Annotated in this window: 21 protein-coding genes; 8 read left to right on the top strand and 13 right to left on the bottom strand. The window is 45.1% G+C overall.

Annotated features, from left to right (window positions below; genetic code table 11):
* Positions 1-12: 12 nt before the first annotated feature.
* The 5 genes from CHA6605_RS17225 to CHA6605_RS17205 all read right to left on the bottom strand — a co-directional run bounded on the left by CHA6605_RS17225 (position 13) and on the right by CHA6605_RS17205 (position 5,582).
* The gene (locus CHA6605_RS17225) at positions 13-600 is read right to left on the bottom strand and encodes a hypothetical protein (protein ID WP_015160690.1); all 588 of its coding nucleotides are present in this window, start codon (positions 598-600) and stop codon (positions 13-15) included.
* Between the two features lie 95 nt (positions 601-695).
* Entirely contained in the window at positions 696-887 is a 192-nt protein-coding gene (locus CHA6605_RS17220) for a vitamin B12 dependent-methionine synthase activation domain-containing protein (RefSeq protein WP_041548217.1), read from the bottom strand.
* 28 nt (positions 888-915) lie between these two features.
* A complete protein-coding gene (locus CHA6605_RS17215; protein WP_015160689.1) occupies positions 916-1,299 on the bottom strand; it encodes an endonuclease domain-containing protein in 384 nt (127 codons plus the stop codon).
* 169 nt (positions 1,300-1,468) lie between these two features.
* The gene (gene metH, locus CHA6605_RS17210) at positions 1,469-5,026 is read right to left on the bottom strand and encodes a methionine synthase (RefSeq protein WP_015160688.1); all 3,558 of its coding nucleotides are present in this window, start codon (positions 5,024-5,026) and stop codon (positions 1,469-1,471) included.
* 316 nt (positions 5,027-5,342) lie between these two features.
* Positions 5,343-5,582: a nitrile hydratase subunit alpha gene (locus tag CHA6605_RS17205; protein WP_015160687.1), complete on the bottom strand. Its 240-nt coding sequence runs from the start codon at positions 5,580-5,582 to the stop codon at positions 5,343-5,345.
* A 383-nt stretch (positions 5,583-5,965) separates the two neighbouring features.
* Between CHA6605_RS17205 and CHA6605_RS17200 the strand changes: the two genes are divergently transcribed.
* Positions 5,966-6,424 carry a hypothetical protein gene (locus CHA6605_RS17200; RefSeq protein ID WP_015160685.1) on the top strand — a complete coding sequence of 153 codons (459 nt, stop codon included), beginning with the start codon at positions 5,966-5,968 and terminating at the stop codon, positions 6,422-6,424.
* Between the two features lie 127 nt (positions 6,425-6,551).
* On the opposite strand, the gene CHA6605_RS17195 is transcribed toward CHA6605_RS17200, so the two are convergent.
* The 3 genes from CHA6605_RS17195 to CHA6605_RS36255 all read right to left on the bottom strand — a co-directional run bounded on the left by CHA6605_RS17195 (position 6,552) and on the right by CHA6605_RS36255 (position 9,576).
* Positions 6,552-6,821 (bottom strand): FmdB family zinc ribbon protein, encoded by a 270-nt coding sequence (locus CHA6605_RS17195; RefSeq protein WP_041549584.1) that lies wholly within the window; start codon positions 6,819-6,821, stop codon positions 6,552-6,554.
* 156 nt (positions 6,822-6,977) lie between these two features.
* Positions 6,978-8,183, bottom strand: a complete 1,206-nt coding sequence (gene fmdA / locus CHA6605_RS17190) for a formamidase (protein ID WP_015160683.1) — start codon at positions 8,181-8,183, stop codon at positions 6,978-6,980.
* Between the two features lie 1,261 nt (positions 8,184-9,444).
* Complete coding sequence (locus CHA6605_RS36255; RefSeq protein WP_269744496.1) at positions 9,445-9,576, bottom strand: hypothetical protein; 132 nt, start codon at positions 9,574-9,576, stop codon at positions 9,445-9,447.
* A gap of 102 nt (positions 9,577-9,678) precedes the next feature.
* Between CHA6605_RS36255 and lpxC the strand changes: the two genes are divergently transcribed.
* The 5 genes from lpxC (at position 9,679) to lpxB (CHA6605_RS17165) (ending at position 14,822) form a co-directional block, all read left to right on the top strand.
* Complete coding sequence (gene lpxC, locus CHA6605_RS17185; RefSeq protein WP_015160681.1) at positions 9,679-10,503, top strand: UDP-3-O-acyl-N-acetylglucosamine deacetylase; 825 nt, start codon at positions 9,679-9,681, stop codon at positions 10,501-10,503.
* A 73-nt stretch (positions 10,504-10,576) separates the two neighbouring features.
* Positions 10,577-11,095, top strand: a complete 519-nt coding sequence (gene fabZ, locus CHA6605_RS17180) for a 3-hydroxyacyl-ACP dehydratase FabZ (protein ID WP_015160680.1) — start codon at positions 10,577-10,579, stop codon at positions 11,093-11,095.
* Between the two features lie 332 nt (positions 11,096-11,427).
* Positions 11,428-12,270, top strand: a complete 843-nt coding sequence (lpxA, locus tag CHA6605_RS17175) for an acyl-ACP--UDP-N-acetylglucosamine O-acyltransferase (protein WP_015160679.1) — start codon at positions 11,428-11,430, stop codon at positions 12,268-12,270.
* Between the two features lie 160 nt (positions 12,271-12,430).
* Positions 12,431-13,597 (top strand): lipid-A-disaccharide synthase, encoded by a 1,167-nt coding sequence (lpxB, locus tag CHA6605_RS17170; RefSeq protein WP_015160678.1) that lies wholly within the window; start codon positions 12,431-12,433, stop codon positions 13,595-13,597.
* Positions 13,598-13,664: 67 nt separating this feature from the next.
* Complete coding sequence (gene lpxB / locus CHA6605_RS17165) at positions 13,665-14,822, top strand: lipid-A-disaccharide synthase (RefSeq protein ID WP_015160677.1); 1,158 nt, start codon at positions 13,665-13,667, stop codon at positions 14,820-14,822.
* Between the two features lie 65 nt (positions 14,823-14,887).
* Here lpxB (CHA6605_RS17165) and CHA6605_RS17160 read toward each other — a convergent pair whose 3' ends face one another.
* From CHA6605_RS17160 to CHA6605_RS17135, 5 genes are all read right to left on the bottom strand, one after another.
* Positions 14,888-15,370: a DUF1622 domain-containing protein gene (locus CHA6605_RS17160; protein ID WP_015160676.1), complete on the bottom strand. Its 483-nt coding sequence runs from the start codon at positions 15,368-15,370 to the stop codon at positions 14,888-14,890.
* Between the two features lie 73 nt (positions 15,371-15,443).
* Positions 15,444-16,142, bottom strand: a complete 699-nt coding sequence (locus tag CHA6605_RS17155; protein ID WP_015160675.1) for an efflux RND transporter periplasmic adaptor subunit — start codon at positions 16,140-16,142, stop codon at positions 15,444-15,446.
* Between the two features lie 422 nt (positions 16,143-16,564).
* Positions 16,565-17,017, bottom strand: coding sequence for a DUF3531 family protein (locus CHA6605_RS17145; RefSeq protein WP_015160674.1), 453 nt, complete (start codon positions 17,015-17,017; stop codon positions 16,565-16,567).
* A gap of 250 nt (positions 17,018-17,267) precedes the next feature.
* Positions 17,268-18,047 carry a photosystem II electron transport protein, Sll1252 family gene (locus tag CHA6605_RS17140; RefSeq protein WP_015160673.1) on the bottom strand — a complete coding sequence of 260 codons (780 nt, stop codon included), beginning with the start codon at positions 18,045-18,047 and terminating at the stop codon, positions 17,268-17,270.
* A gap of 79 nt (positions 18,048-18,126) precedes the next feature.
* Positions 18,127-18,645 (bottom strand): hypothetical protein, encoded by a 519-nt coding sequence (locus CHA6605_RS17135; RefSeq protein WP_015160672.1) that lies wholly within the window; start codon positions 18,643-18,645, stop codon positions 18,127-18,129.
* Between the two features lie 339 nt (positions 18,646-18,984).
* On the opposite strand from CHA6605_RS17135, the gene serA reads away from it, so the two are divergent.
* Complete coding sequence (serA, locus tag CHA6605_RS17130) at positions 18,985-20,571, top strand: phosphoglycerate dehydrogenase (RefSeq protein ID WP_015160671.1); 1,587 nt, start codon at positions 18,985-18,987, stop codon at positions 20,569-20,571.
* Positions 20,572-20,882: 311 nt separating this feature from the next.
* On the top strand, positions 20,883-21,770 hold the full coding sequence (gene prmA, locus CHA6605_RS17125) for a 50S ribosomal protein L11 methyltransferase (RefSeq protein WP_015160669.1): 888 nt from the start codon (positions 20,883-20,885) through the stop codon (positions 21,768-21,770).
* The last annotated feature ends 343 nt before the right edge of the window (positions 21,771-22,113 follow it).

Genomic DNA, 22,113 nt, shown 5'->3' with positions numbered 1-22,113 from the left:
CATTATACAAAACTAATTATTTATAGAAAGCCAATTTTGATAGCATGGAAGTTCAAGAAGTGGATCGATCTTCTCTTCTGTGCTGCTTATGCTAATTACCATGTTACCGACTAGGTAACTATCTTCAGATTCATTCCCTATACGATTGTCAATTTGTATTTGAATGTTATACCATCCATTTTCTAGTTCTACTTTATGTGATGGCTTTACATCTCCTATATCTATATCCTCTAACCAGCTACCAGCTTCAAATAGCAAAATTTCTTTCGTTTTTACCTCAATTTTGCTTTCAAAAAAAAAGCACATATCATCTTTAATGATTTTGTTGTCTAGTATTTCTAAATTAAAATCACCGATAGGCAGAGTGACGAATAAAAAAATACCTTTATTGATTTCATTTACCAACAATAATGTTTCTCTGTGCCATACTTGATTCCATTCTTCATTAAAGTCACAAATTAATTCAGTTCCTCCCTCTCTATCTAACGCAATATCAAAAGCATAGGAAATTCCGATTCCCTCCGGATCTGGATTCTGAAAGAAGGATCTGTCAGCTATTATGACACCACCTTGATTGTCACATTCTAATCTTAAAGACATAATTTATTTTACATTTGAATAAGATGTAGGGTGCATTGCCCCCCACTAGATTTCAGGCGATAATTTAGCCTGTTATGTATTAGTCTTCTCTGAATTTACGCACTAAAGTACTTAGCCACAGGATGATAGACAATCAACGCAGTAGTAGACTGCTCGGGATATAGCTGCTCGCTCTCATCCATCGTCATTCCCATCCGCTGGGTACCCATGATTTGCAACTGGTGCAACCGATCCGCCACATTCGGACAAGCTGATTGGCTGCTCCGTTCGAGGGTGAAATCTCCCAACCTCTTTTCCAGGGGGGATTTTAAATCTTTAGTGAGTTGTAGGAATTTCGATCGCATCAGCAATTCGTTGACATATACCCTCAAAATCATTCATTACTTCCTGATTGGTAAATCTGATAACTTCGATTCCATAGCCAGCTAAGATTGCACTTCTTTCTGTGTCATAAATTACTTCTGATTCTGTAAAGTGCTGCTCTCCATCAATCTCGATCGCTAGTTTGACAGATGCACAATAGAAATCCACGATAAATCGATCGATTGGCTTCTGTCGCAACACTCTAACTGGCACATCCCTGAGATATTCGTACCATAATTTCCGCTCCGTTGGAGTAGGATTCTGCCGCATATTCCGTGCAAGCTCAATCAGATTATGGTTATACAGCAAATGAAAAGTCGGCATTGTCTCTAACATTTAGACTTGATTCCGTAGCCCCCCTTCCCAAGGGGGGTTGGGGGGATTCCAACCTCGAACGCAGCCAGAAGACATCGATTTGCTCCGTTTGAGATCGAATCCCCCTAAATCCCCCTTGGAAAGGGGGACTTTCCGACTCTTAGCTCCCTTTCCAACGAGATTGGGGATTCTAAGCACTAAAGTACTTAGCCACAGGATGATAGACAATCAACGCAGTAGTAGACTGCTCGGGATATAGCTGTTCGCTCTCATCCATCGTCATTCCCATCCGCTGGGTACCCATGATTTCCAACTGCTGCAACTGATCCGCCACATTCGGACAAGCGGGATAGCCGAAACTATACCGCGAACCCTGATAGCGTTGTGCCAACATATCGCGAATATTATCTGGCTCTAAATCGCCATAACCCAACTCCTTGCGGATGCGGGCGTGGCTCCATTCGGCTAAGGCTTCAGCCATCTGGACAGCCATGCCGTGGAAGTAGAGATAGTTGGCATAGTTATCGGCTTTGAATAACACTTGCGCTTTCTCGGTGGCGATTTCGCCCATCGTTACGGCTTGCATTGGGAATACGTCGAATTTATTCTCTGATAGGGGGCAGAAGAAATCAGCCAGACAGAGGCGACGCAGGGATTTTTGACGGGGGAATGTCCAGGTGATTACGGGGGTAGCTGTTTGGGGCGTTAAGCCTTGCTCGATGACGCTGGGATCGTAGACGTGGACGGAGTTACCTTCGGCGGTACAGGGGAAGTAGCCATAGATCAGTTGGGGTTCGAGCCATTTTTCGGTGAGGATTTTGGCTTTCCATTCTGCGAGGATCGGGTGGACTTTTTCGGCGAGGAATGCGTCGTATTCTTCCCGCGATTGCTCTTTGGGTTTACGGAATTGCCATTGTCCGGCGATGAGGGCTTGGAGATCCATGTGCCAGAATAGATCTTCGATCGAGATTTCATCTTTGAGGATTTTGGTACCCCAGAATGGTGGTGTAGGTCGATCGATCTCTAATGATACGGCTTCCGATCGCACGGTGTCGATAATTAGTGGTTCGTTTGACTCGTTAGTTTTGTCAGTTTTGCCATTAGTTTCTTCAACTTCGACAGCGACTTTAATCGGGTTGCCATCTTCATCGAGAAAGCCTTTAAAGTCATCCCACTTGTTGCCATGTTTTGCGGGCATCAGCGCGTCCATAAAGTTCAGATCGGCAAAAGCATCCTTCCCGTAGATTACCTGCCCTTTATAAGCCTGCTGGCAGTCGTTATAGACAAATTTGGGAGTGAGAGCTGCGCCGCCGAGAATGATGGGAATGGTGATGCCTTTTTCGTTGAAAACTTCGAGGTTTTCTTTCATGAAGGCGGTGGATTTTACCAGTAGTCCGCTCATGGCAATGCAGTCTGGTTTGTGTTCTTCGTAGGCTTGAATGATGGCTTCCACGGGTTGTTTGATACCCATGTTGATCACTTCATAGCCATTATTCGAGAGGATGATATCGACGAGGTTTTTACCGATATCATGTACGTCACCTTTGACGGTGGCGATGACGAATTTTCCTTTAGCATTACTGACACCGACATCGGCTTTATCCATGTGGGGTTCGAGGAAAGCGACGGCGGCTTTCATGGTTTCGGCAGATTGCAAAACGAAAGGTAATTGCATTTGTCCCGAACCGAAGAGTTCGCCAACTACTTTCATGCCGTCGAGGAGATAGATATTGATAATATCTAAGGGCGGATATTTCTCGATCGCTTTCATCAAGTTAGCTTCCAATCCAACTCGTTCGCCGTCGATAATATGGCGGGTAAGTTTCTGTTCGAGCGGTAATTTATCATCCTCGGATTTATCGCGTTTGGTTGTCACTCCTTCAAACATGGTAGTGAGCAAACCTAACGGATCGTAGGTACAGATATCCCCATCAAATTGGCGGCGATCGTAAATCAGATTTCGACAGATTTCTTGATGTTCGGGCGTTATTTTAGCGAGTGGTAATATCTTATTCGGACTGACGATCGCGGCATCCATGCCAACAGCCATGCACTCATGCAGGAACATCGAGTTTAAGACTTGCCGTGCGGCAGCATTAAGACCGAAGGAAATATTCGATAGTCCTAATAAAACGTGACATTCGGGAAGATTTTGACGAATCATTTCGATCGATTCGACAGTCGCTTTACCATTTGCGCGGTCTTCCTCAATCCCCGTCGAAATCGGTAATGCTAAGGGATCGAAGAAGATTTCATAGGGTGGGAAACCATAAGCGACAGCCGCATCATAGGCACGTTTGGCAATCTCGAATTTCTTCTGTGCCGTTCGTGCCATGCCTTCTTCATCGATCGTCCCAATCACGATCCCGGCACCATATTTCTTAGCAATTTCTAAGACTTTATAGAAGCGTTCTTCGCCATCTTCATAGTTAGTCGAGTTGAGCAGACATTTACCGCCAGCAACTTTCAATCCGGCTTCCATTTTCTCCCACTCAGTGGAGTCGAGCATTAGCGGTAAGCTAACGTTATTCACTACTCGCGATACCACTTCGTGCATGTCTTTAACACCATCGCGTCCGACATAATCGACGTTGACATCGAGCACGTGGGCACCTTCGCGTACCTGAGATTTCGCGAGGGAAACTAAGCCATCCCAATTCTCTTCATTTAATAAATCGCGACATTTTTTCGAGCCACTGGCATTCAAACGTTCGCCGATAATTAAGAATGAATTATCCTGATGATAGGGTTGCACCGACATTAATGAAGATGCCGCTGGTTCAAATATCGGAATCCGTACTTTGGTCTTTAAAGTCGCCCCAATTTCTGCTAATTCTTTAATGTGTTCTGGTCGAGTGCCACAACAACCACCGATTACTTGAACGCCCCAATCTTCGACGAACTTATACATCGCCAATTTGAGTTCGATCGGCGTTAATTTGTAGTGAGCGTGACCGCCGATATTTTCTGGCAATCCAGCATTTGGTACGCAAGAAACCACAAATGGCGATTGTTCGCACAGATGTTTGATATGTGGAGCCATGAGATCTGGCCCAGTCGCACAATTCAAGCCTAAAATATCGATCGGAAATGGTTGCAATGCCGTCAATAATGTTGCTACATCGCTACCAGACAACATCGTCGCTTGGGGATGCTCGAATGTCGCCGACACCATAATCGGGATTCTCACCCCTTTATTTTTAAAAACCTGCTCCAGTCCATTAATCGCTGCTTTGATTTGCAGCACGTCCATACAAGTCTCGATTAAGAATAGATCCACACCACCGTCCAACAGGCCCGTAGCCTGTTCGGTGTATGCTTGCTCTAGACTGTCATAATCGATATGGCCGATCGAGGGTAATTTAGTACCAGGGCCGATCGATCCGGCGACGAATCTGGGTTTCTCTGGTGTCGAAAATTCTGCCGTACATTTTTTGGCTAATTCTGCGGCGGTCTTGTTGAGGTAATATACTTGGTCTTGCAATCCATATTCACCCAATGTTTGCGCCGTACCGCCAAAGGTGTCGGTTTCGATGACATCGGCACCTGCCGCCAAAAAGTCCCGATGTACTTTGGCTACCGCTTCGGGGTTGGTATGGACGAGATATTCGTTACAACCTTCGTACTCAGCCCCCCCAAAGTCCTCAGCCGTGAGGTTTTGGACTTGGAGATTGGTACCCATCGCCCCATCGAAGACGATGACAGGACGTTCGGGACTATGGAGACGATCGAGGAAGGAACTTGTCATACGGCTATAGTAAGGACTTAAATCTAAATTACGATCGATATATCGATTTATATCCCCTAACTATTTAGTTCGAGAGATAGTTGCACTCTATTATAATCAAGTGTACCCTGACTATCCATCGCAGATGCTACGCAACTGAACCGATCTAGCAGTCCATCGCCGCAGAGAAATTGTGTGATTGCTGAGTATTTTTAGCTTGACTCAATCTAACTGTAACTATTGCGATCTTGTTTGATGCATTGCCGATCGATCGGCTCAAACCTTTATATAGTCTCCAAGCTAGCGATCGACCAAAGTTCGATCGAAAGATGTGTTTCTAATGCAAGGTGGGTATAACTAGATGTAGGTGTTCGACATCGTTTTCCAAAATTGTCACGATGGCTGCGTCGGCAATCTCGAAATCTTCAGTGATTGATACAGCTTTGGGATCTGCCAATAGCTGCGCTTTATAATCCAGATCTCGCCAACCCTGGAGTATAATTCGCAAGCTACTCGCTCGCAAAGAACGTGGCGAATTTAAACCCAATTGTAGTATTTGTACCTCTCTATCTGTCATAATTCAATAACACCAAAAAAGTTTGTCGGTGCGTACTTTCAACAACAGTAACCATTTGTGCTGGTGGGAGCTAGATCTCGATGCTTGCCAAGGCTTGTTTGGGTCGATCGAGTGACTGAGTCCGAAAGACTGGATCTCCTACGGTTTGGGCGATCGGATTCGCTAGTGGATCTTCCAAAAATCCATCCATATGAGTTGAGGGGTCTAGAAGTCGGAAATATTCCGCACTAAAGTTTGAAGTCGCTTTCACATCTTAAATACATCATCGATCTTTGAGAATTGCAAAACTACTGAAAATGTTGCAAATGTATCAGTTATTCTAAAGAAATAGTCTACACAACTCTTCCCTTTATAAAATCGTCAGTTGACAAAAACTAGTCAATATGAAAATCCAACTAAAACGCAATTTTAACCCCCATTCCCCGCGATTGCGCTGTGTCGTTTGCGAAAGTCAATTTGCTAGCGGTAAACTGCGGACGCTGTTATGTCATCAGGATGAATCGATCGCTGGAGATATCTGTATGGACTGTCTTGGGCAGGGAGCTAACTACATTCAACAACAGCTTAAGGCGCGCGCGATCGTCTTATTGCAGCAGCCTTGGCGCGACGATATTTCGCCTTCTCCCCACAAGCAAGCTTTGGAGCTGTGGGAATTGGCCAATAGTCACCTCATCCTTCCTTCTATTTACCAACGGTTGTGGCAGCGACTGCTAATTTTTGCTGCGGCAACAAAAGATTTAGGACTAGCTAAAAGAGGCTCGAGTAATCGCCGAGCACAGCAATCAAAACTACCAACTGTGACTTTTTTGGAGGAAGAACCTTACAGCGGTAAGGATAATTGATAATTAATAATTAAATTGTTGGCATAGAGATTTAAATCTCCTGATGTTTGTGAAATACAATTCGATCGATAAAAATCGATGATAGAGGCAATTTATACATTGCAGCTACCATCGATTTTTAAATGGTTTAATGATTAATCATCCAGGGACGACCGCCATGGCTTTTGGCTCGACTACGCTGCGCCGGATCGGTGTCCTGCTTTTTAGCTAACTTTGGTTCCGGATTTTCGGTTTTATTGAGCCGCAGGGCACCATTTAATTGAATACCAGGAATCGAAAACATTCGTTTGGCTGATTCTTGGCATTGCGGACAATAAGCGATCGCGTTACTTTCACTCATCATGCGCCATTCATCAAATATCCCGCAGTCGTTACAACGAAATTCGTACAGAGGCATGGGCTTAATTAAAAATTGATAATTGAGAACGATAGCGATCCTGATTAATTTTTTGGTAAAATATTGAGTTGTAGAAGTATTAGAAGTAGGGTGGGCAGTGCCCACCATCTTAAGACTTTAACTAATTCTCATTAACATTACGTTTTTGAACTCAAATCAAACGGGTAAGATATTTTTGTCGAAAATTGCGGTAGGAATGGCGACAGTACAACAGGCATTGGGGACATCTACGATACCGCTGACTCGGCCTTCAACTGGGGCGCAACTGAGCAGGAGATAGGCTTGTTCGCCTGTAAATCCAAACTTTTTCAGGTACTCGATCGCATTGAGACAAGCACGACGATAGGCAATATGCACATCCATAAAATACTGCTTGCCTGTAAATTCATCGACCGAAATTCCTTCAAAGATTAGGTATTCAGAATAATGCGGCTCGACTGGGCCGGGTTTAAAAATCGGATTTACCATCGCATATTTTTCTACGCCGCCTTTGATAATATCCACATGTAAGTCGATAAAACCAGACATTTCGATCGCGCCACAGAAGGAAATTTCCCCATCCCCTTGAGAGAAATGGATATCGCCCATCGATAATTTGGCCCCTTCGACATAGACGGGGAAATAAATCTTGGTACCCTTCGAGAGATTTTTGATGTCGCAATTACCACCATGTTCGCGGGGTGGCACCGTCCGTGCGGCTTCGGCTGCGACTCGATCGAATTCCGAGCCAGCTAAAGTACCCAAAATCGCATTTGTCGGATTGGGTAATGTTGCCAAGACAGGCACATCTCCCGCAAAACCAGCCCCATAAGTGCGTCTGTCGGGCTGGGTAGCCATCAATTCCGATTCCCGCTTATTCCAGGTCGCTAGCAGCTCGTGGGAGGGGGCACAGCCAATCAAACCAGGGTGAGTGATACCTGCAAACCGGACGCCAGGGATATGCCGAGACTTGGTATAAATCCCCTCTAAGTCCCAAATTGCCTTCGCGGCATTAGGGAAATGGTCGGTCAAGAAGCCGCCGCCATTATTTCGATCGAAGATACCCGTAAAGCCCCATTCGTCGCCCTGTAAGGCCCCGATATCGAGGATATCCACCACCAGAATATCGCCTGGCTCGGCACCATTGACCCAAATTGGCCCGCTCAGTACGTGTACGACACTCAAATCGACATCGCGGATATCGTCAGGGCTGTCGTTATTTTTAATCTGTCCGTCCGTCCAGTCTTTACACTCGATCCGAAAAATGTCGCCAGGATTGACAGATGCAACGGCGGGGATATCGGGGTGCCAGCGGTTGTGTCCGGGCATGTCCTGCTTATCCATCGGTTTGGTCAGATCTACATTGAATAAGGTTTTAGGCATGATACGGATGATGAGTTAGGAGTATGTGTAACGGTGGCGGATGTTGGGTAAAGTAAGGCAATACCCAACATCTCTAGAGGTGAAAAAACTGATGCATTATCAGTTCGATCGAATTTTGATTTCTGATGAAGGTTCATTGGATTTAATTGGATTTAATTGGGTTTAAACTCAATCTAAATAATCATCATCTAATGTTTCGTTAACTATCCAAGTATTGTAGCTTGTTTTCTACTTTTAAATTTTGCCAACGTAGCCGTACCTTTAGTCATGAAACCTTCCTTTTTTGGTATCATAATAGATCGCATACCCCAACTACTGCTGTAATTAAATTAATTTCAAAAATTTAGGGCGAAGTAAGTGGTACTATCGCTCAAAATAAAGCTCGAATCGATCGACCGTAACGATATCGCTCGGCTCGTCTTGCAGAATTATTAACTATTTCATTCGTTGATAAATGTATATCAATATACATTCTTGCAACAAAAATGCTAGTATCAAAACATAACTACTAAACAATCGAAGTGCCGAGTTTTTTTGTTAGACAGTATACATATCGATCGAGATAATAATGTTAAGATCCGCTCGCTAAATATGCTTATGCCCCCAGTACCTCAACCAGGTTAGCAATCGCTGAAATTTATTTAATGTGAATATTGGTAGGCTCGGAGCTAGAGCAAGTACAGCAATCGGACAGAGGCTAGCAAGATTAAAACTATTAATTACCTCACTTATACCGAGCGATCGATATTAAAAGTTTGACCCGCGTTAACGATTTCTTAATTACGGGCGAGCGGATCGCAAATTGTCGTTATCTAGTGTAAATAAATTTATCAAATTGGCATTCGAGCTATATCCACATGTGAAGTTTATTGTTTTGGCACGAAATCGCATAGCTATTTTTGTAAGATTAAGAATTGCGTCGAGCGATACTTCTACAAATAACATCCGGATGTTAGCCACATCTGTATCGATACTTCTTTTGTTAATCTGAAAATTAGTTAGTCCGCATAGGCTATGCGCGCACGCCGTTGTTTATCGAGGGGAAAGCGCGTCAAGACGGCGAACTTCGCACCACAAGCTGCGATTTCGGTATTGCTGATTCCATGTATGATTAACAGATGATGCAACCCATGAAACCCTTGGTAGGGGTAATTCATGAATTACCCCTACCAAGGGTTTCATCCATCAATTTAGCAACGTCGATCGAGATCGAGATTCAAACGAGATCGCTGTGTTCGCCATTTTCGAGTGTTATTTCTAGCTAGGATTGTAAGTCGCAATAGATGCGATCGACTATCGCTCGATCGTCAGTCCGGTTTTGCTCGATTAATAGCGTAATAGCCAGACATTTACTACCACTGACAGATATTAAAAGCGGAGCGATACGTGTCATAATTAACACCGTTGGCGGAGCCTACGCTCGATCGAGCGCAGATCATTGCATCCGCTCCGTTGGAAAATCGACTGCTATTTCGACACCTTAAATTACAGTGTAATGTCTACTGTTTCAAATATCTGTGAAGTCCAAGGTATTGGGCTTCATTCTGGTGTAACTACTACCTTGAGAATCTTGCCAACAGAGCCAGGACTGGGGCGGTATTTCGTGCGGGTGGATCTGCCAGATGCCCCCCAGATTCCGGCGCACATTGCCAATGTGAGCCAGACGACCCTTTCCACCGAACTGACGGCAAATGGAGCATCGGTAAGGACGGTAGAGCATTTACTCGCGGCATTAGCTGCACTGGGAATTGAAGATGCACGGATCGAAATCGATGGGGCGGAATTGCCGCTACTAGACGGTTCGGCACGAGTTTGGGTAGAGAAGATCGTCAGATCCCAGATCGAGCCAGTCCCACGCAATATTGCCACGTCTAGAGTGCTAACAGAACCCGTCTGGATTCAACAAGATGACATCTTTGTCGCGGCCTTACCATCGCCAGTGCTGCAATTTACTTACGGCATTGATTTTGACGTAACGCCGATTGGCAATCAGTGGCATAGTTGGCGATCGGATAAAGAGGATTTTACGATCGAAATTGCTCCCGCGCGCACATTTGGATTGGCACATCAGATCGAACAGTTGCGATCGGCAGGTTTAATTAAAGGTGGTAGCTTAGATAATGCGTTGGTTTGTGACGATCGACAGTGGTTGAATCCGCCATTACGATTCCCAAATGAGCCATCGCGTCATAAACTATTAGACTTAATTGGGGATCTCAGTCTGCTAGGCAAATTTCCCCAAGCACATTTCCTCGCATACAAAGCCAGTCACCAATTACACGTCCGATTGGCACAAAGGCTCCACGACATGGGATATTAAATCCAGACATCATTGCACACTTAGCATCTATCGACCAGCGATTAGTAAAAAATCACCAAACATAGTAGGTCTAATGTCCACTACCCTCGATCGATCTCAAGATACCATTGCCACTGTTGACGAACCAGAGCATACCAACGACGCCAATCCACCCAAAAAGACCTTTAACATCCAGGAAATTCACAAACTGCTCCCCCATCGCTACCCGTTCGCGCTCGTCGATAAGATTATCGACTTCGTACCGGGAGAAAAAGCGGTTGGGGTCAAAAATGTCACCTTTAACGAACCCTTTTTTCAAGGACATTTTCCCGGACATCCACTCATGCCTGGAGTAATGATTATCGAGGCAATGGCACAAGTTGGTGGAATTGTCTTGACACAACTTCCTGAATATAATGGCGGATTATTTGTATTTACCGGAATCGATGGAGCTAAATTTCGTCAGCAAGTAGTTCCGGGAGACCAATTAATCATGACAGTGGAACTCCAAGCGTTTAAACGTCGTCGATTTGCCAAGATGCACGCGCGCGCTGAAGTCGATGGTCAACTAGCTGCTGCTGGAGATCTCATGTTTGCTCTAGTAGAAGTGTAATCGATACATTGGCAATTCTCCGGAGGAGAGACTTTGCCAACGAAGATCCACAGCAGATATAAAGTGCTAGCATCTTTCAACCTGGGCATAATAGTGAGTAAGGCACTAAATTACTGTCTGAAGACTAACTTGCAACCCCTTCGTTGAATAGCTTGTGCCCTCGCCTATGCAAACAGTGAAAAGTACCAAATTCCTGCGACTATGACACGGGGAAATGGCATTAGCTTCCAACTCATCCAAGTCGGCTCGGTAGGTTGGGTTCGCAACTGTAAACCAAGCGAATATGCAAAGCATCTGCATCACCGATAACCCAATGGCAGGAAAATGACAAGATGGCTGGAGTAGCAATGTTAATGACACGAATTCATCCTACCGCTGTGGTGCATCCTAGCGCGGAACTCGACCCGACTGTGCAAATCGGCCCCTATGCGATTATCGGCGAGAATGTTAAAATCGGTGCGGGAACTACAGTCGGTGCCCATGCCATCATCGAAGGGCCGACTATTATTGGCGTTGGCAATCAGATTTTCCCGGGAGCGGCGATCGGTTTAGAAAGTCAAGATTTAAAATACAAAGGCGGCGAAACGTGGGTCAAAATTGGTAACTACAATCGGATTCGCGAGTATGTCACCATCAACCGCGCCACAGGCATCGGCGAAGCTACCGTCATCGGCAATCACAATCTGTTGATGGCTTACGTTCATGTGGCTCACAATTGTACGATCGAGGATAATGTCAAAATTGCCAACGCAACATCTTTAGCTGGCGATGTTTACGTCGAATCTGAGGCTGTAATTAGCGGCGTATTGGGCATCCATCAATTCGTGCGCGTCGGTAGATTATCAATGATCGGCGGCATGACCAGGATTCAGCGAGATGTACCCCCCTATACGATCGTTGAAGGTACACCCGCTAGAGTCCGTTCGCTCAATTTTGTCGGTTTAGATCGCGCGGGAGCAACCCCTGAAGAAATCGCCATTCTCAAAAAAGCATTTCGGACGATTTATTACTCCCACAAAACGCTCGCTCAAGCTCTGGAAGATTTGGATTTATTCCCCAGCTACGAGAGCGTTCAACACCTGCAAAGATTCTTGAGACAATCGATCGAAGGAAAGAAAGATAACAAGCGCAGAGGCCCGATTCCTGGTAAATCAGTGGATAATAAGGGTGACTAATTTAGTGGATAGTGGATAGTGGATAGTTAAAGTATTTCGATCGTCGATAGTTTCCAACTATTGTGTGTTTGGCTCTCGATCTTTTCCTTGCCTTTCCAGTCCCCAAACACTATCCACTATCCACTATCCACTATTTTACCAATCAACATCGACTATTTCAGTGACTCAACCAAAAACCATCTTCATTACCACTGGAGACGTATCTGGCGATCTTCAGGGTGCGTTGCTAATTACTGCACTCAGACAACAAGCTGAAAAAGTGGGTATCGACCTGAATATTGTCGCCCTCGGTGGTACTAAAATGGCCGCAGCCGGGGCGAAAGTGCTAGCGGACACTGCATCAATTAGTTCGATGGGAATTGTCGAGCACGCCGCCTTTATTAAGCCTTCAATTCAAGCTGGAAAGATTGCCAGAGAGTATTTAAAAACCACGCCACCAGATGCGATCGTTTTAATCGATTATGTCGATCCGAATATTGCCATCGGTAAATATACCAGAAGTATCGGCCTAAATATTCCGATTCTTTACTATATCGCCCCTCAAGATTGGGTATGGCCGAGGCAACATAAACGCGCGCGACTAATTGCTAGTTTTGTCGATGAAATCTTCTCGGTTTTCCCGATCGAAGCAGAATATTTTACCAAGCAAGGAGCTACAGCCAAATTTGTCGGGCATCCTTTAGTCGATCGAATTGCAACAATACCCAGTCGCGAAGTTGCCCGCGAAAAGTTGGGTATTACTCCAGATGAAACGGCGATCGCGCTCATTCCTGCTTCTCGCCAACAAGAATTGAAATATTTGCTGCCAGCAATATTTGAGGCCGCACAGCAGATTCAGGCTAAATTACCCGATGTACGATTTTGGATTCCGCTATCTCGTCCAGATTTTCAAGCAGAGATCGAAAGCCAAATTAAAGCATATAAAATTAATGCTAATTTAGTTACTAATAATCCTGATTTAGTGCTGTCGGCAGTAGATTTAGCCATTACCAAATGTGGCACTGTCACACTAGAATTAGCTCTGCTTAACATTCCACAAGTGGTTATTTACCGAGTTAGTAAAATCACCGCTTGGATCGCTAAAAATGTACTCAAATTTGCGATTCCATACATGTCGCCACCTAATTTGGTCGAGATGAAATCGATCGTGCCCGAATTGTTGCAAGACGAAGCCAATCCCGATCGAATTGCCGCCGAAAGTCTCGAACTAATCTTAAATAAAGCAAGTCGCGATCGCATGTTAGCCGATTATAGTCAAATGCGTGCAGCTTTAGGCGATACTGGTGTATGCGATCGCGTCGCCGTAGAAATTTTAGCCAAATTGTAACCAGTGAATTTACGCCAGCAACTATTCACTATCAACTATCAACTGTCCACTATCCACTATCCACTCAGTGAAAACAATCTTTATTAGTACCGGAGAAGTCTCTGGCGATCTTCAAGGTGCCTTGCTCGTCACAGCACTCAAGCGACTAGGTGCAGCAGCGGGAATAGATCTAAACATTGTCGCACTCGGGGGCAGTAAAATGGCCGCAGCAGGCGCAATAATCCTCGTCGATACTGCGGTAATTAGTGCGATGGGATTTTGGGAAGCTCTAATTTATGCACGCTCCTCAACTCAAGTTCGCAATATTGCCAAACAGTATTTACAAACAACACCACCCGACATCATTATCTTAATTGATTATATCGCGACCAATATCCAGATCGGTAATTACGCTCATACTGAATTGCCAAAAGTACCGATTTATTATTATATTGCCCCACAGGAATGGGTGTGGTCGATGGGCAAGAAAAATACTCAAGCAATTGTTAAATTTACCGATGAAATCTTTGCAATCTTTCCTGGAGAAGCACATTATTTTGCACAGCAAGGAGCAAAGGCTAAATTTATCGGACATCCTTTAGTCGATCGAGTTGCAACTATACCCAGCCGCGAAGTCGCTCGCGATAAGCTAGGAATTACTGAAGATGAAGTTGCGATCGCCTTAATTCCAGCCTCCAGAAAACAAGAATTGAAATATTTACTGCCAGCCATTTTTGCAGCAGCACGAAAAATTCAGTCTCAATTACCTAACGTCCGGTTTTGGATTCCTCTCTCTCGTCCCGATTTTCAAGCAGAGATCGAAAGCCAAATTAAAGCATATCAAATCGACGCTACCTTAATTACCCAAAATGCCGATCTCGTCCTCTCATCAGCAGATTTAGCAATTACCAAATGCGGTACCGTCAGTTTAGAGCTAGCACTATTAAATATTCCTCAAGTTACAATCTATCGGGTAAGTAGGGTAACAGCTTGGATTGCCAAGCACGTTCTCAAATTCTCGATTCCTTATATGTCGCCACCCAATCTGATCGCTGTAAAATCGATCGTACCGGAATTAATGCAAGATGACGCCAATCCAGCTCGGATTGCTGTCGAAAGTCTCGAACTAATTTTAAATATAGAACGTCGCGCTCGGATGTTGGCTGATTATAGTCAAATGCGGGCGGTATTAGGCGAGACTGGTGTATGCGATCGCGTTGCCAAAGAAATATTATCTAAAATTTAGAGCAGGGATAATTTATGAATTGCCCCTGCTCTAAATTTTGGGCATTTTTTAGGAAATCGATTATTCTACTCGTCAGATTTACTTCTTTCTTCGCCTTGTCTAATTTCACGCTCTAGGAAGTAGTTTAGTAGCGTTCGCAGCAACACGATCGCACCCAAATTGAGAATATCTTGCCGCGTTGGGGCAATGGCTGTGCGGAGGATATCACTAGCTACCGTAAATTCCAATCCCAAGGCTAACCCGCGCCCCAATTGTAGGCGGATTTGCTCGGTGGCATCGATATGTTGCCTTCGATAAAAAAGTTGCTTAACATAGACGATAAATCCTCGAATTACGGACGAGCCAATGACGATCGCTGCCGCAATTTCTGCACCACTTTCTAAATAACCGATTAGCAACTTTAGCCATGATGCTGGAGCACTGTGCGCCGCCGCAGCTTCTCCCGTTGTTTGCCCAACATTCAAGTTGAGTAACAGTACCAGTCCCAAAATTAATGCTAAGGGCAATAGCGGATTGAGAATGGAGTCAAGCACTGACGAGCGTTTCATACTTCTAATTGGAACGGTCGAAACCGCTTTAGAAGATCGGGTGTTAACTGCCTCGATCTGGTATCGATGGTATTTATGCTCCCGATTTACGGATTGAGCGTCGCGAGCAGATTTTACTCGATCGCAATTGAGATCGTACTGTATCGAGAGCGGCTTCAGCAGCCTCTACCTGTTGCTCTACTTGTTTTAATCCGTGCAGCGCATATCTCTTTTGTTGCTGGGCAAAGTCATATTCGCTCTTGGCTTGTGCCAATTGTTGACTACTTGCTTTGCCTTGTTTATACAGCTCTCGATCGCGATCGTAATCTTTTTTAAATGTTTGGATATTGATATCCGCTTGAGCTACATCAGCTCGTGACAGGGTAAGTGCTGTTTTTGCTTCTTGCAAAGCAGCTTGGGCAATTTGGATCGGATCTGGCTTGGTACCTGGAGCTGTGGTAATTCTGTTTTGTTTAGCTGGCAAATCTGAAGTGGTAGCGATTGTTTGCAGTGGCTGCCGATCGATCGATTCTGTGAGTGTGACTTGACGGAGCGCGGTAGATTGCCCAGGATATTCGATCGCCCCTACTCCCATCATCATTATCCCCAGTCCCACTGAGATCGAGGCGAATAACTTTTCCCATAAAAATAGCCGTTTGACTGGCTGTGTTTTGTGCGGTGCCATTGCTACGACATCTCGCTCGTATGAGGGTGAAGTTATGCCAATCTTAGTTGGCTCCTTTGTCAATATGTTCTGGGCGATCTTTCTAATATTCGTCCGAGGATTTCGCATAATTTTTCCACCTATACACAACGATTGCAGTCCAAATAAGAAGTCGATCGATGCTCGCAGGTTGTCCGATCGATTCGGAAACACTTTCAAACATCAACAAGCCATTTACAAATTTACTGAAATCGGGGTATTAGTCTCGCACAAAGTCTGACGTTAGGTTGTCAGCTTACCCTTTACAGTCTCACAATTAATTGTTGCCAAGACATCTGTCGAGTGATAGATTTAGACTCGATCTCCGTTAGATCGACTCACTATCGAGCGATCTAGATCGCTCGATAGTGAGACTGGCAAGGAGATTTAGCCGATCGAAGACTTATCTATTGGAGACGAACTTACTAGATTAGCTCGCTGCAAAGCTTTGGGCTGGTGAACTGCCCAAATGACTGCACCGCCGCTGTTATGCTAATAATAAATTATTTCGATTAATTAATATCTTGAAACAATGATTCTTTATAACTAGGATCGATTTCCCAATCTTCGTTTTCACCACCAATTAATAGTTGGAGAATTTCTACATACTCTTTGCTCAATTGCGCGAGAGAATTGATTAAAATATCGATTGCGATCGAGTCGCTAGTTCCTAAATCTAGCCAACAGCGTCCCCAATTACCTTCATATTCAAAATCACCCATATTATGCATCAATGACATCATCGTGCTATCGGCAGCATCATTGTCATAATCCATATAACTTAGTTCCAATCCTGTTTCTTGAACTTGAGTATTTTCGGCATTAAACCCACCTAATTTGCCCAAAAAGAACCATGAAGAAAACACTTCTTCGACTAACTTTTTTTCTTGTTCTGACGGGACATTAGCAAATTCTAACCAAAACCACACATCAAATTGACTGAACTCACGAAATTGAACTTGCATGGTAATTAGGCTTTAGGTTTTAGAATTTTAGAATCAATCGATAGTCTTTAGAGTAAGGTGGGCACTGCCAACCATCAGAATAGACAGCTTGAACCTGAGTAGGGTAGGCAGTGCCCACCACTCACATCATCTCAACTTCGATCGATCGTTTATTTACCGATTGCAATATATTCAAATAAATTAATGAATATATCTAGCCTACCGCAAACATCTTAAATCTTTGCGGTAGGCAGTGTCCACCCTACTTTTGCTACATATATCTAGTTAAATTAACACGATAGCGTTCCTTTTTAGTAATCGCTACTTCACCAATTTCTAATCGACCTTTGCCGCGAATGGCAACCAGATCTCCAGCTTTGAGTGCGTGAGCAGATTGACCGATTTCTTTCCAATTGACGCGGACATCACCGCTTGAAATTAGATCGACCATTTTACTGCGAGACATCCCAAAACCAGCAGACGCGATCGCATCCAATCTGAGCGAAGCTTCGACGGTTGTCATTTCTTTTTTCTTCGGTTCGCGAATCTTTAATTCACTCAAATCGATCCGTTGAGTCTTAACCGGAACCGATCGCACTTGAGTTAAATTAGTTTCTAAAAACTCCACCAATTCTGGGGCGACAATCGCTTGAGCACCTTGTTCGCCCAGCACGATGATATCACCTGTTTTGTCGCGGACGATGCCACAACCCAACATCGCACCCAAAAAGTCACGATGCGTCGGCGGATCGAATAAGAAATTTCCGGCAATCTGAATGGCCGCTAGGGGCACTTGGCTGGGTTCAAATGGTAATTCAGCCCGACAGATGCCCAGTCGCTGTCTCTCAGCCTGGGGATAGCCACCTGTGGCGATAATTTCGACGTCGCTAAGACGGCTAAATACGCTTTTGATTTCGGCAATTTCTGGTGGAGACAGGAAATCTGTTTCGACGACTTCCCAATTCTTGATTGCGCGATCGGCCAAATCGATCGCTCTAGCAACGACTTCCCGATTTTCGACGCGTTTTAATAATTCTTCTCTTGGAAGCATCTGATAATTGATAGTTGATAGTTGATAGTTGATAGTTGGGCTAAGGCACGAAACCCAACAGCACCAACCTGACAGTTTTTTATTGATACATATCCGTGTAGGTTTTGATATTTTCGAGGTCGAATTTGCGGAGGATTGTGGTGGCTTGCTGGAGGAGTAGTTGCGAACCTTCGACAACAATTAGATATTTACCTGCATTAATCCGATTGCGATAGGGGAGCGCGTCCCCAGTACCAAAGGCAATGCCACCACCGCCACCGATGAAGATACTCCCCATGGTGCCACCAAAGGCACCGAGCAATCCGCTAATGAGTCGATCGCCGATTTCTCCGGCCCAGGCAAATGTGTGTAAATTGGTAGTTAAACTAAAGCCGATGCCAGCCAAAAAGCCAAATGGAATCAACCAAATCGCCATCAGTTTGGCTTGTTTGCGAGCGACTTCATTGGGGTCGATCAGGCCAAATTCATCAGCAGTTTTGTAGCCGCGACCGAGGATCGTCACTTTTTTCAAGGGTAAACCTTGTTGCTCCAACAAAGTATAAGCCGATTCAGCTTGGATGCGATCGGATAACACAGCCACGAGATAATTAGTATCCATAATAATTTAATTATAAAAGAATTTCGATCGATTCGGCAGAGCCGACGCTGTGTCTAACGGCAGGCTCCGCCAAGGCGATCTCATCGATCGGGTGCGGACTGAGGAGATAAAACTCATAACCAAACTTAAAAAAATAGTAACGATAGATGAGTAAGCAAAACCCTTGCTATGCATGGATTTTACAATCCACAATCTACAATCCACAATCCAAATGGGGTCGGCTAGCAAGGGTCGTCATCCAGTATAGATTGTAAAATTGAGCCAAAGGATAACCCCGTTAGACAACTTATCCAGTTAGAATGTGCTATTGCACTGACCTTTATCCTACTTAAACCGATCGTGTCTAAAGTTCTTGTTTCTGACCCAATCGACCAAGCGGGGATCGATATCCTCTCGCAAGTCGCTCGAGTGGACGTTAAAATTGGCTTACCACCAGCGGAATTAGCGCGGATTATCGGTGACTACGATGCGATTATGATTCGATCGGAAACCCGCGTCACCAAAGAAATTATCGAAGCTGCTACCAATCTCAAGATTGTCGGACGTGCTGGTGTGGGTGTGGATAATGTGGATGTCCCCGCCGCCACCCGGAAAGGAATCGTGGTAGTTAATTCTCCTGAAGGTAATACGATTGCTGCTGCGGAACACGCTCTGGCAATGATGTTATCGATGTCTCGCTACATTCCCGAAGCCGATCGATCGATGAAAAGCGGTCAATGGAACCGCAAACAGTTCGTCGGTACAGAAGTTTATAAGAAAACACTCGGCGTTGTCGGCTTGGGTAAAATTGGTTCCCACGTCGTTACCGTTGCCAAAGCCATGGGCATGAAATTATTGGCATTCGACCCGTTTATTTCTGCCGAACGTGCCGAGCAACTCGGTTGCAGATTGGTCGATTTAGATACGATTTTCCGCGAATCGGACTATATCACGCTCCATATTCCTAAGACGCCAGAAACGACAAATCTGATTAATGCCGAAACGCTGGCAAAAATGAAACCCCAAGCGCGGATTATTAACTGCGCGCGCGGCGGCATTATCGACGAAGCAGCTTTGGCTGCTGCCCTCAAAGCAGGTACCATTGCTGGTGCGGCGATCGATGTATTTGGCGTCGAACCTTTAGGCGAATCCGAATTGCGATCGCTAGGTAAAGAAATCGTCCTCACGCCCCATCTAGGCGCGTCTACAGCCGAGGCGCAGGTGAATGTCGCGATCGATGTAGCCGAACAGATTCGGGACGTCTTGCTGGGGCTACCAGCCCGGTCTGCGGTGAACATTCCTGGCTTGCACCCAGACGCGATCGCCCAACTCAAGCCTTATCTCCAACTTGCCGAAACTCTCGGTAATATGGTCAGTCAACTGGCTGGTGGACGCATTAACGATCTTCAGGTAGGTTTATATGGCGATCTCGCCGAACAACAAACCAAACCGATCGTCACTGCTGCGCTCAAAGGGTTATTATCACCCGCACTCCGGGAACGAGTAAACTACGTCAACGCTGGCATCGAAGCCAAAGAGCGCGGCATTCACGTCTCCGAAACTCGCGACGCCTCAGTGCGCGACTACACAGCGACGCTCAAATTAGTTGCTAAAGGTTCTTTAGGTCAACATTCGGTCACGGGTGCGCTGTTGGGTGATGCCGAAATGCGGATTACTAGCGTCGATGATTTCCCCGTCAACGTAGTACCGACTCAAAACATGCTATTCACAGTGCATAAAGATGTACCGGGAATTATTGGAATTATCGGTTCCCTACTCGGCAAATTTAATGTCAACATTGCCAGTATGCAAGTCGGACGCAAAATCGTCCGAGGCGATGCTGTAATGGTATTGAGCCTCGACGATCCTTTACCCGATGGCATCTTGAACGAAATCAAACAAGTAACGGGAATTAGCGACGCTTATACTGTGACTTTGACTAGCTAACTGGAGCGAGGAGCGGGGAGACTGGGAGAGAGGGAGGACATTTCCAATCCGCTGTCTTGTCTTAACGCACACAATCTCTCGTTCGATGTGTCGCTGTCTCTCTATACCGTCGGGTTTCCCGACGAGTGAGAGCCGCAATCCGCAATCCAAAATCCAAAATTCATTACCCATCCACCCCCGCCCATATTAGTTAACCGCGCTTACTTCAATCCCGCTCCAGATTGTGATACTGTGGTGAAAGATAATTATCTATTCACCACAGTTAATATCTAAACAAAGTTATTAGAATTTATCCGGCGATATCTACAATCATGTCTAATAGCTGGTGGGAAATTAAAATCGATTGCACGGCAGATCTCGAAGAAAATATCTTTTGGAGACTGAGTGAATTTGGCTGCAAAGGAATGTCTACTCAGCAACAAGGCAAAGAAATCTTAATTTCTGCCTATATTCCTCAAACTCAAGTCAAACTATTAGAGATTTCCGATCTATCGTTGCAATTAGAAGATGATGCCAACGAAATCGGCAGTCCACTACCTGTAACTAGATGCAATCTCATCGATGAAGAAGATTGGTCTAGTAGTTGGAAGCAACATTGGCAACCACAACCAATCGGCGATCGATTATTAATCAATCCAGCCTGGTTGGAAGTACCAAAAGAAACCGATCGAATTATCCTCCAACTCGACCCTGGTGTGGCATTTGGCACGGGCACTCATGCGACGACTCAATTATGTCTCGAAGCTCTGGAAATGCGCTTACAACCCGGTACTGCTTCGACCATTGCCGATCTGGGCTGCGGTTCTGGCATTCTTTCTACTGCTGCATTCTTGTTAGGTGCCAAACAGATTTATGCTGTCGATAACGATCCTTTAGCCGTCAAAGCAACTGGTGAAAATCGCGATTTAAATGGTATTCCTGCCCCAAATTTAGTTGTTGAATTGGGCAGTATCGAACATTTGCGTGCGATGCTTCCCGAGCCTGTAGATGGATTTGTCTGCAATATTTTAGCCGATGTTATTATCCAATTAGCACCATCCATGTCCGCACTCGTCAAACCCAAAGGTTGGGCGATATTAAGTGGGGTTTTATCGAGCCAAGTCGCTGATGTTTCCCATGTACTCGAACAACATGGCTGGACTGTTGGTACTGTCTGGAATCGCTTGGAGTGGAGCTGTATAAATCTTAAATATAAGTAAAGACTCGATCGTCACAAACCCTTCGCCTGCGATCGAAAACCCAAGCTACCCTCATCCCGCCAGAGCCTCGGGATCTAGATCCCCTATGTCTTGTCTTGTCTGGAATCGCTGACGCGCTTAACTTGGAGGAAACCTCTGTTGGCGCACATCACTCGGAGGTTGTCTCGCTGCAAGGTTGCGCTAAACCTAGAGGGAACTTCGAGGCAAATATCCACCATCCACTATCCATCACGAGATATCCAGCTTATACAACGTGTTAATCTTCCGGTCATCTGGGCGATCGCTGTTATAGTGAGAGTGGATACAGCCTGACATCTGTAGATATATCGAACCAAATGGTACT

It is taken from the genome of Chamaesiphon minutus PCC 6605, from assembly GCF_000317145.1.
Lineage (GTDB): Bacteria > Cyanobacteriota > Cyanobacteriia > Cyanobacteriales > Chamaesiphonaceae > Chamaesiphon > Chamaesiphon minutus.
Note: the sequence above shows the minus strand (reverse complement) of the source record. Positions and strands in the feature narration are given on the sequence as shown.

Bases quoted from the DNA above. Each gene is read 5' to 3' on its own strand.
- CHA6605_RS17225 (WP_015160690.1), bottom strand. From the start codon at position 600: ATGTCTTTAAGATTAGAATGTGACAATCAAGGTGGTGTCATAATAGCT.
- CHA6605_RS17215 (WP_015160689.1), bottom strand. From the start codon at position 1,299: ATGTTAGAGACAATGCCGACTTTTCATTTGCTGTATAACCATAATCTG.
- metH (WP_015160688.1), bottom strand. From the start codon at position 5,026: ATGACAAGTTCCTTCCTCGATCGTCTCCATAGTCCCGAACGTCCTGTC.
- CHA6605_RS17205 (WP_015160687.1), bottom strand. From the start codon at position 5,582: ATGACAGATAGAGAGGTACAAATACTACAATTGGGTTTAAATTCGCCA.
- CHA6605_RS17200 (WP_015160685.1), top strand. From the start codon at position 5,966: ATGAAAATCCAACTAAAACGCAATTTTAACCCCCATTCCCCGCGATTG.
- CHA6605_RS17195 (WP_041549584.1), bottom strand. From the start codon at position 6,821: ATGCCTCTGTACGAATTTCGTTGTAACGACTGCGGGATATTTGATGAA.
- fmdA (WP_015160683.1), bottom strand. From the start codon at position 8,183: ATGCCTAAAACCTTATTCAATGTAGATCTGACCAAACCGATGGATAAG.
- CHA6605_RS36255 (WP_269744496.1), bottom strand. From the start codon at position 9,576: ATGACACGTATCGCTCCGCTTTTAATATCTGTCAGTGGTAGTAAATGT.
- lpxC (WP_015160681.1), top strand. From the start codon at position 9,679: ATGTCTACTGTTTCAAATATCTGTGAAGTCCAAGGTATTGGGCTTCAT.
- fabZ (WP_015160680.1), top strand. From the start codon at position 10,577: ATGTCCACTACCCTCGATCGATCTCAAGATACCATTGCCACTGTTGAC.
- lpxA (WP_015160679.1), top strand. From the start codon at position 11,428: ATGGCTGGAGTAGCAATGTTAATGACACGAATTCATCCTACCGCTGTG.
- CHA6605_RS17160 (WP_015160676.1), bottom strand. From the start codon at position 15,370: ATGAAACGCTCGTCAGTGCTTGACTCCATTCTCAATCCGCTATTGCCC.
- CHA6605_RS17155 (WP_015160675.1), bottom strand. From the start codon at position 16,142: ATGCGAAATCCTCGGACGAATATTAGAAAGATCGCCCAGAACATATTG.
- CHA6605_RS17145 (WP_015160674.1), bottom strand. From the start codon at position 17,017: ATGCAAGTTCAATTTCGTGAGTTCAGTCAATTTGATGTGTGGTTTTGG.
- CHA6605_RS17140 (WP_015160673.1), bottom strand. From the start codon at position 18,047: ATGCTTCCAAGAGAAGAATTATTAAAACGCGTCGAAAATCGGGAAGTC.
- CHA6605_RS17135 (WP_015160672.1), bottom strand. From the start codon at position 18,645: ATGGATACTAATTATCTCGTGGCTGTGTTATCCGATCGCATCCAAGCT.
- prmA (WP_015160669.1), top strand. From the start codon at position 20,883: ATGTCTAATAGCTGGTGGGAAATTAAAATCGATTGCACGGCAGATCTC.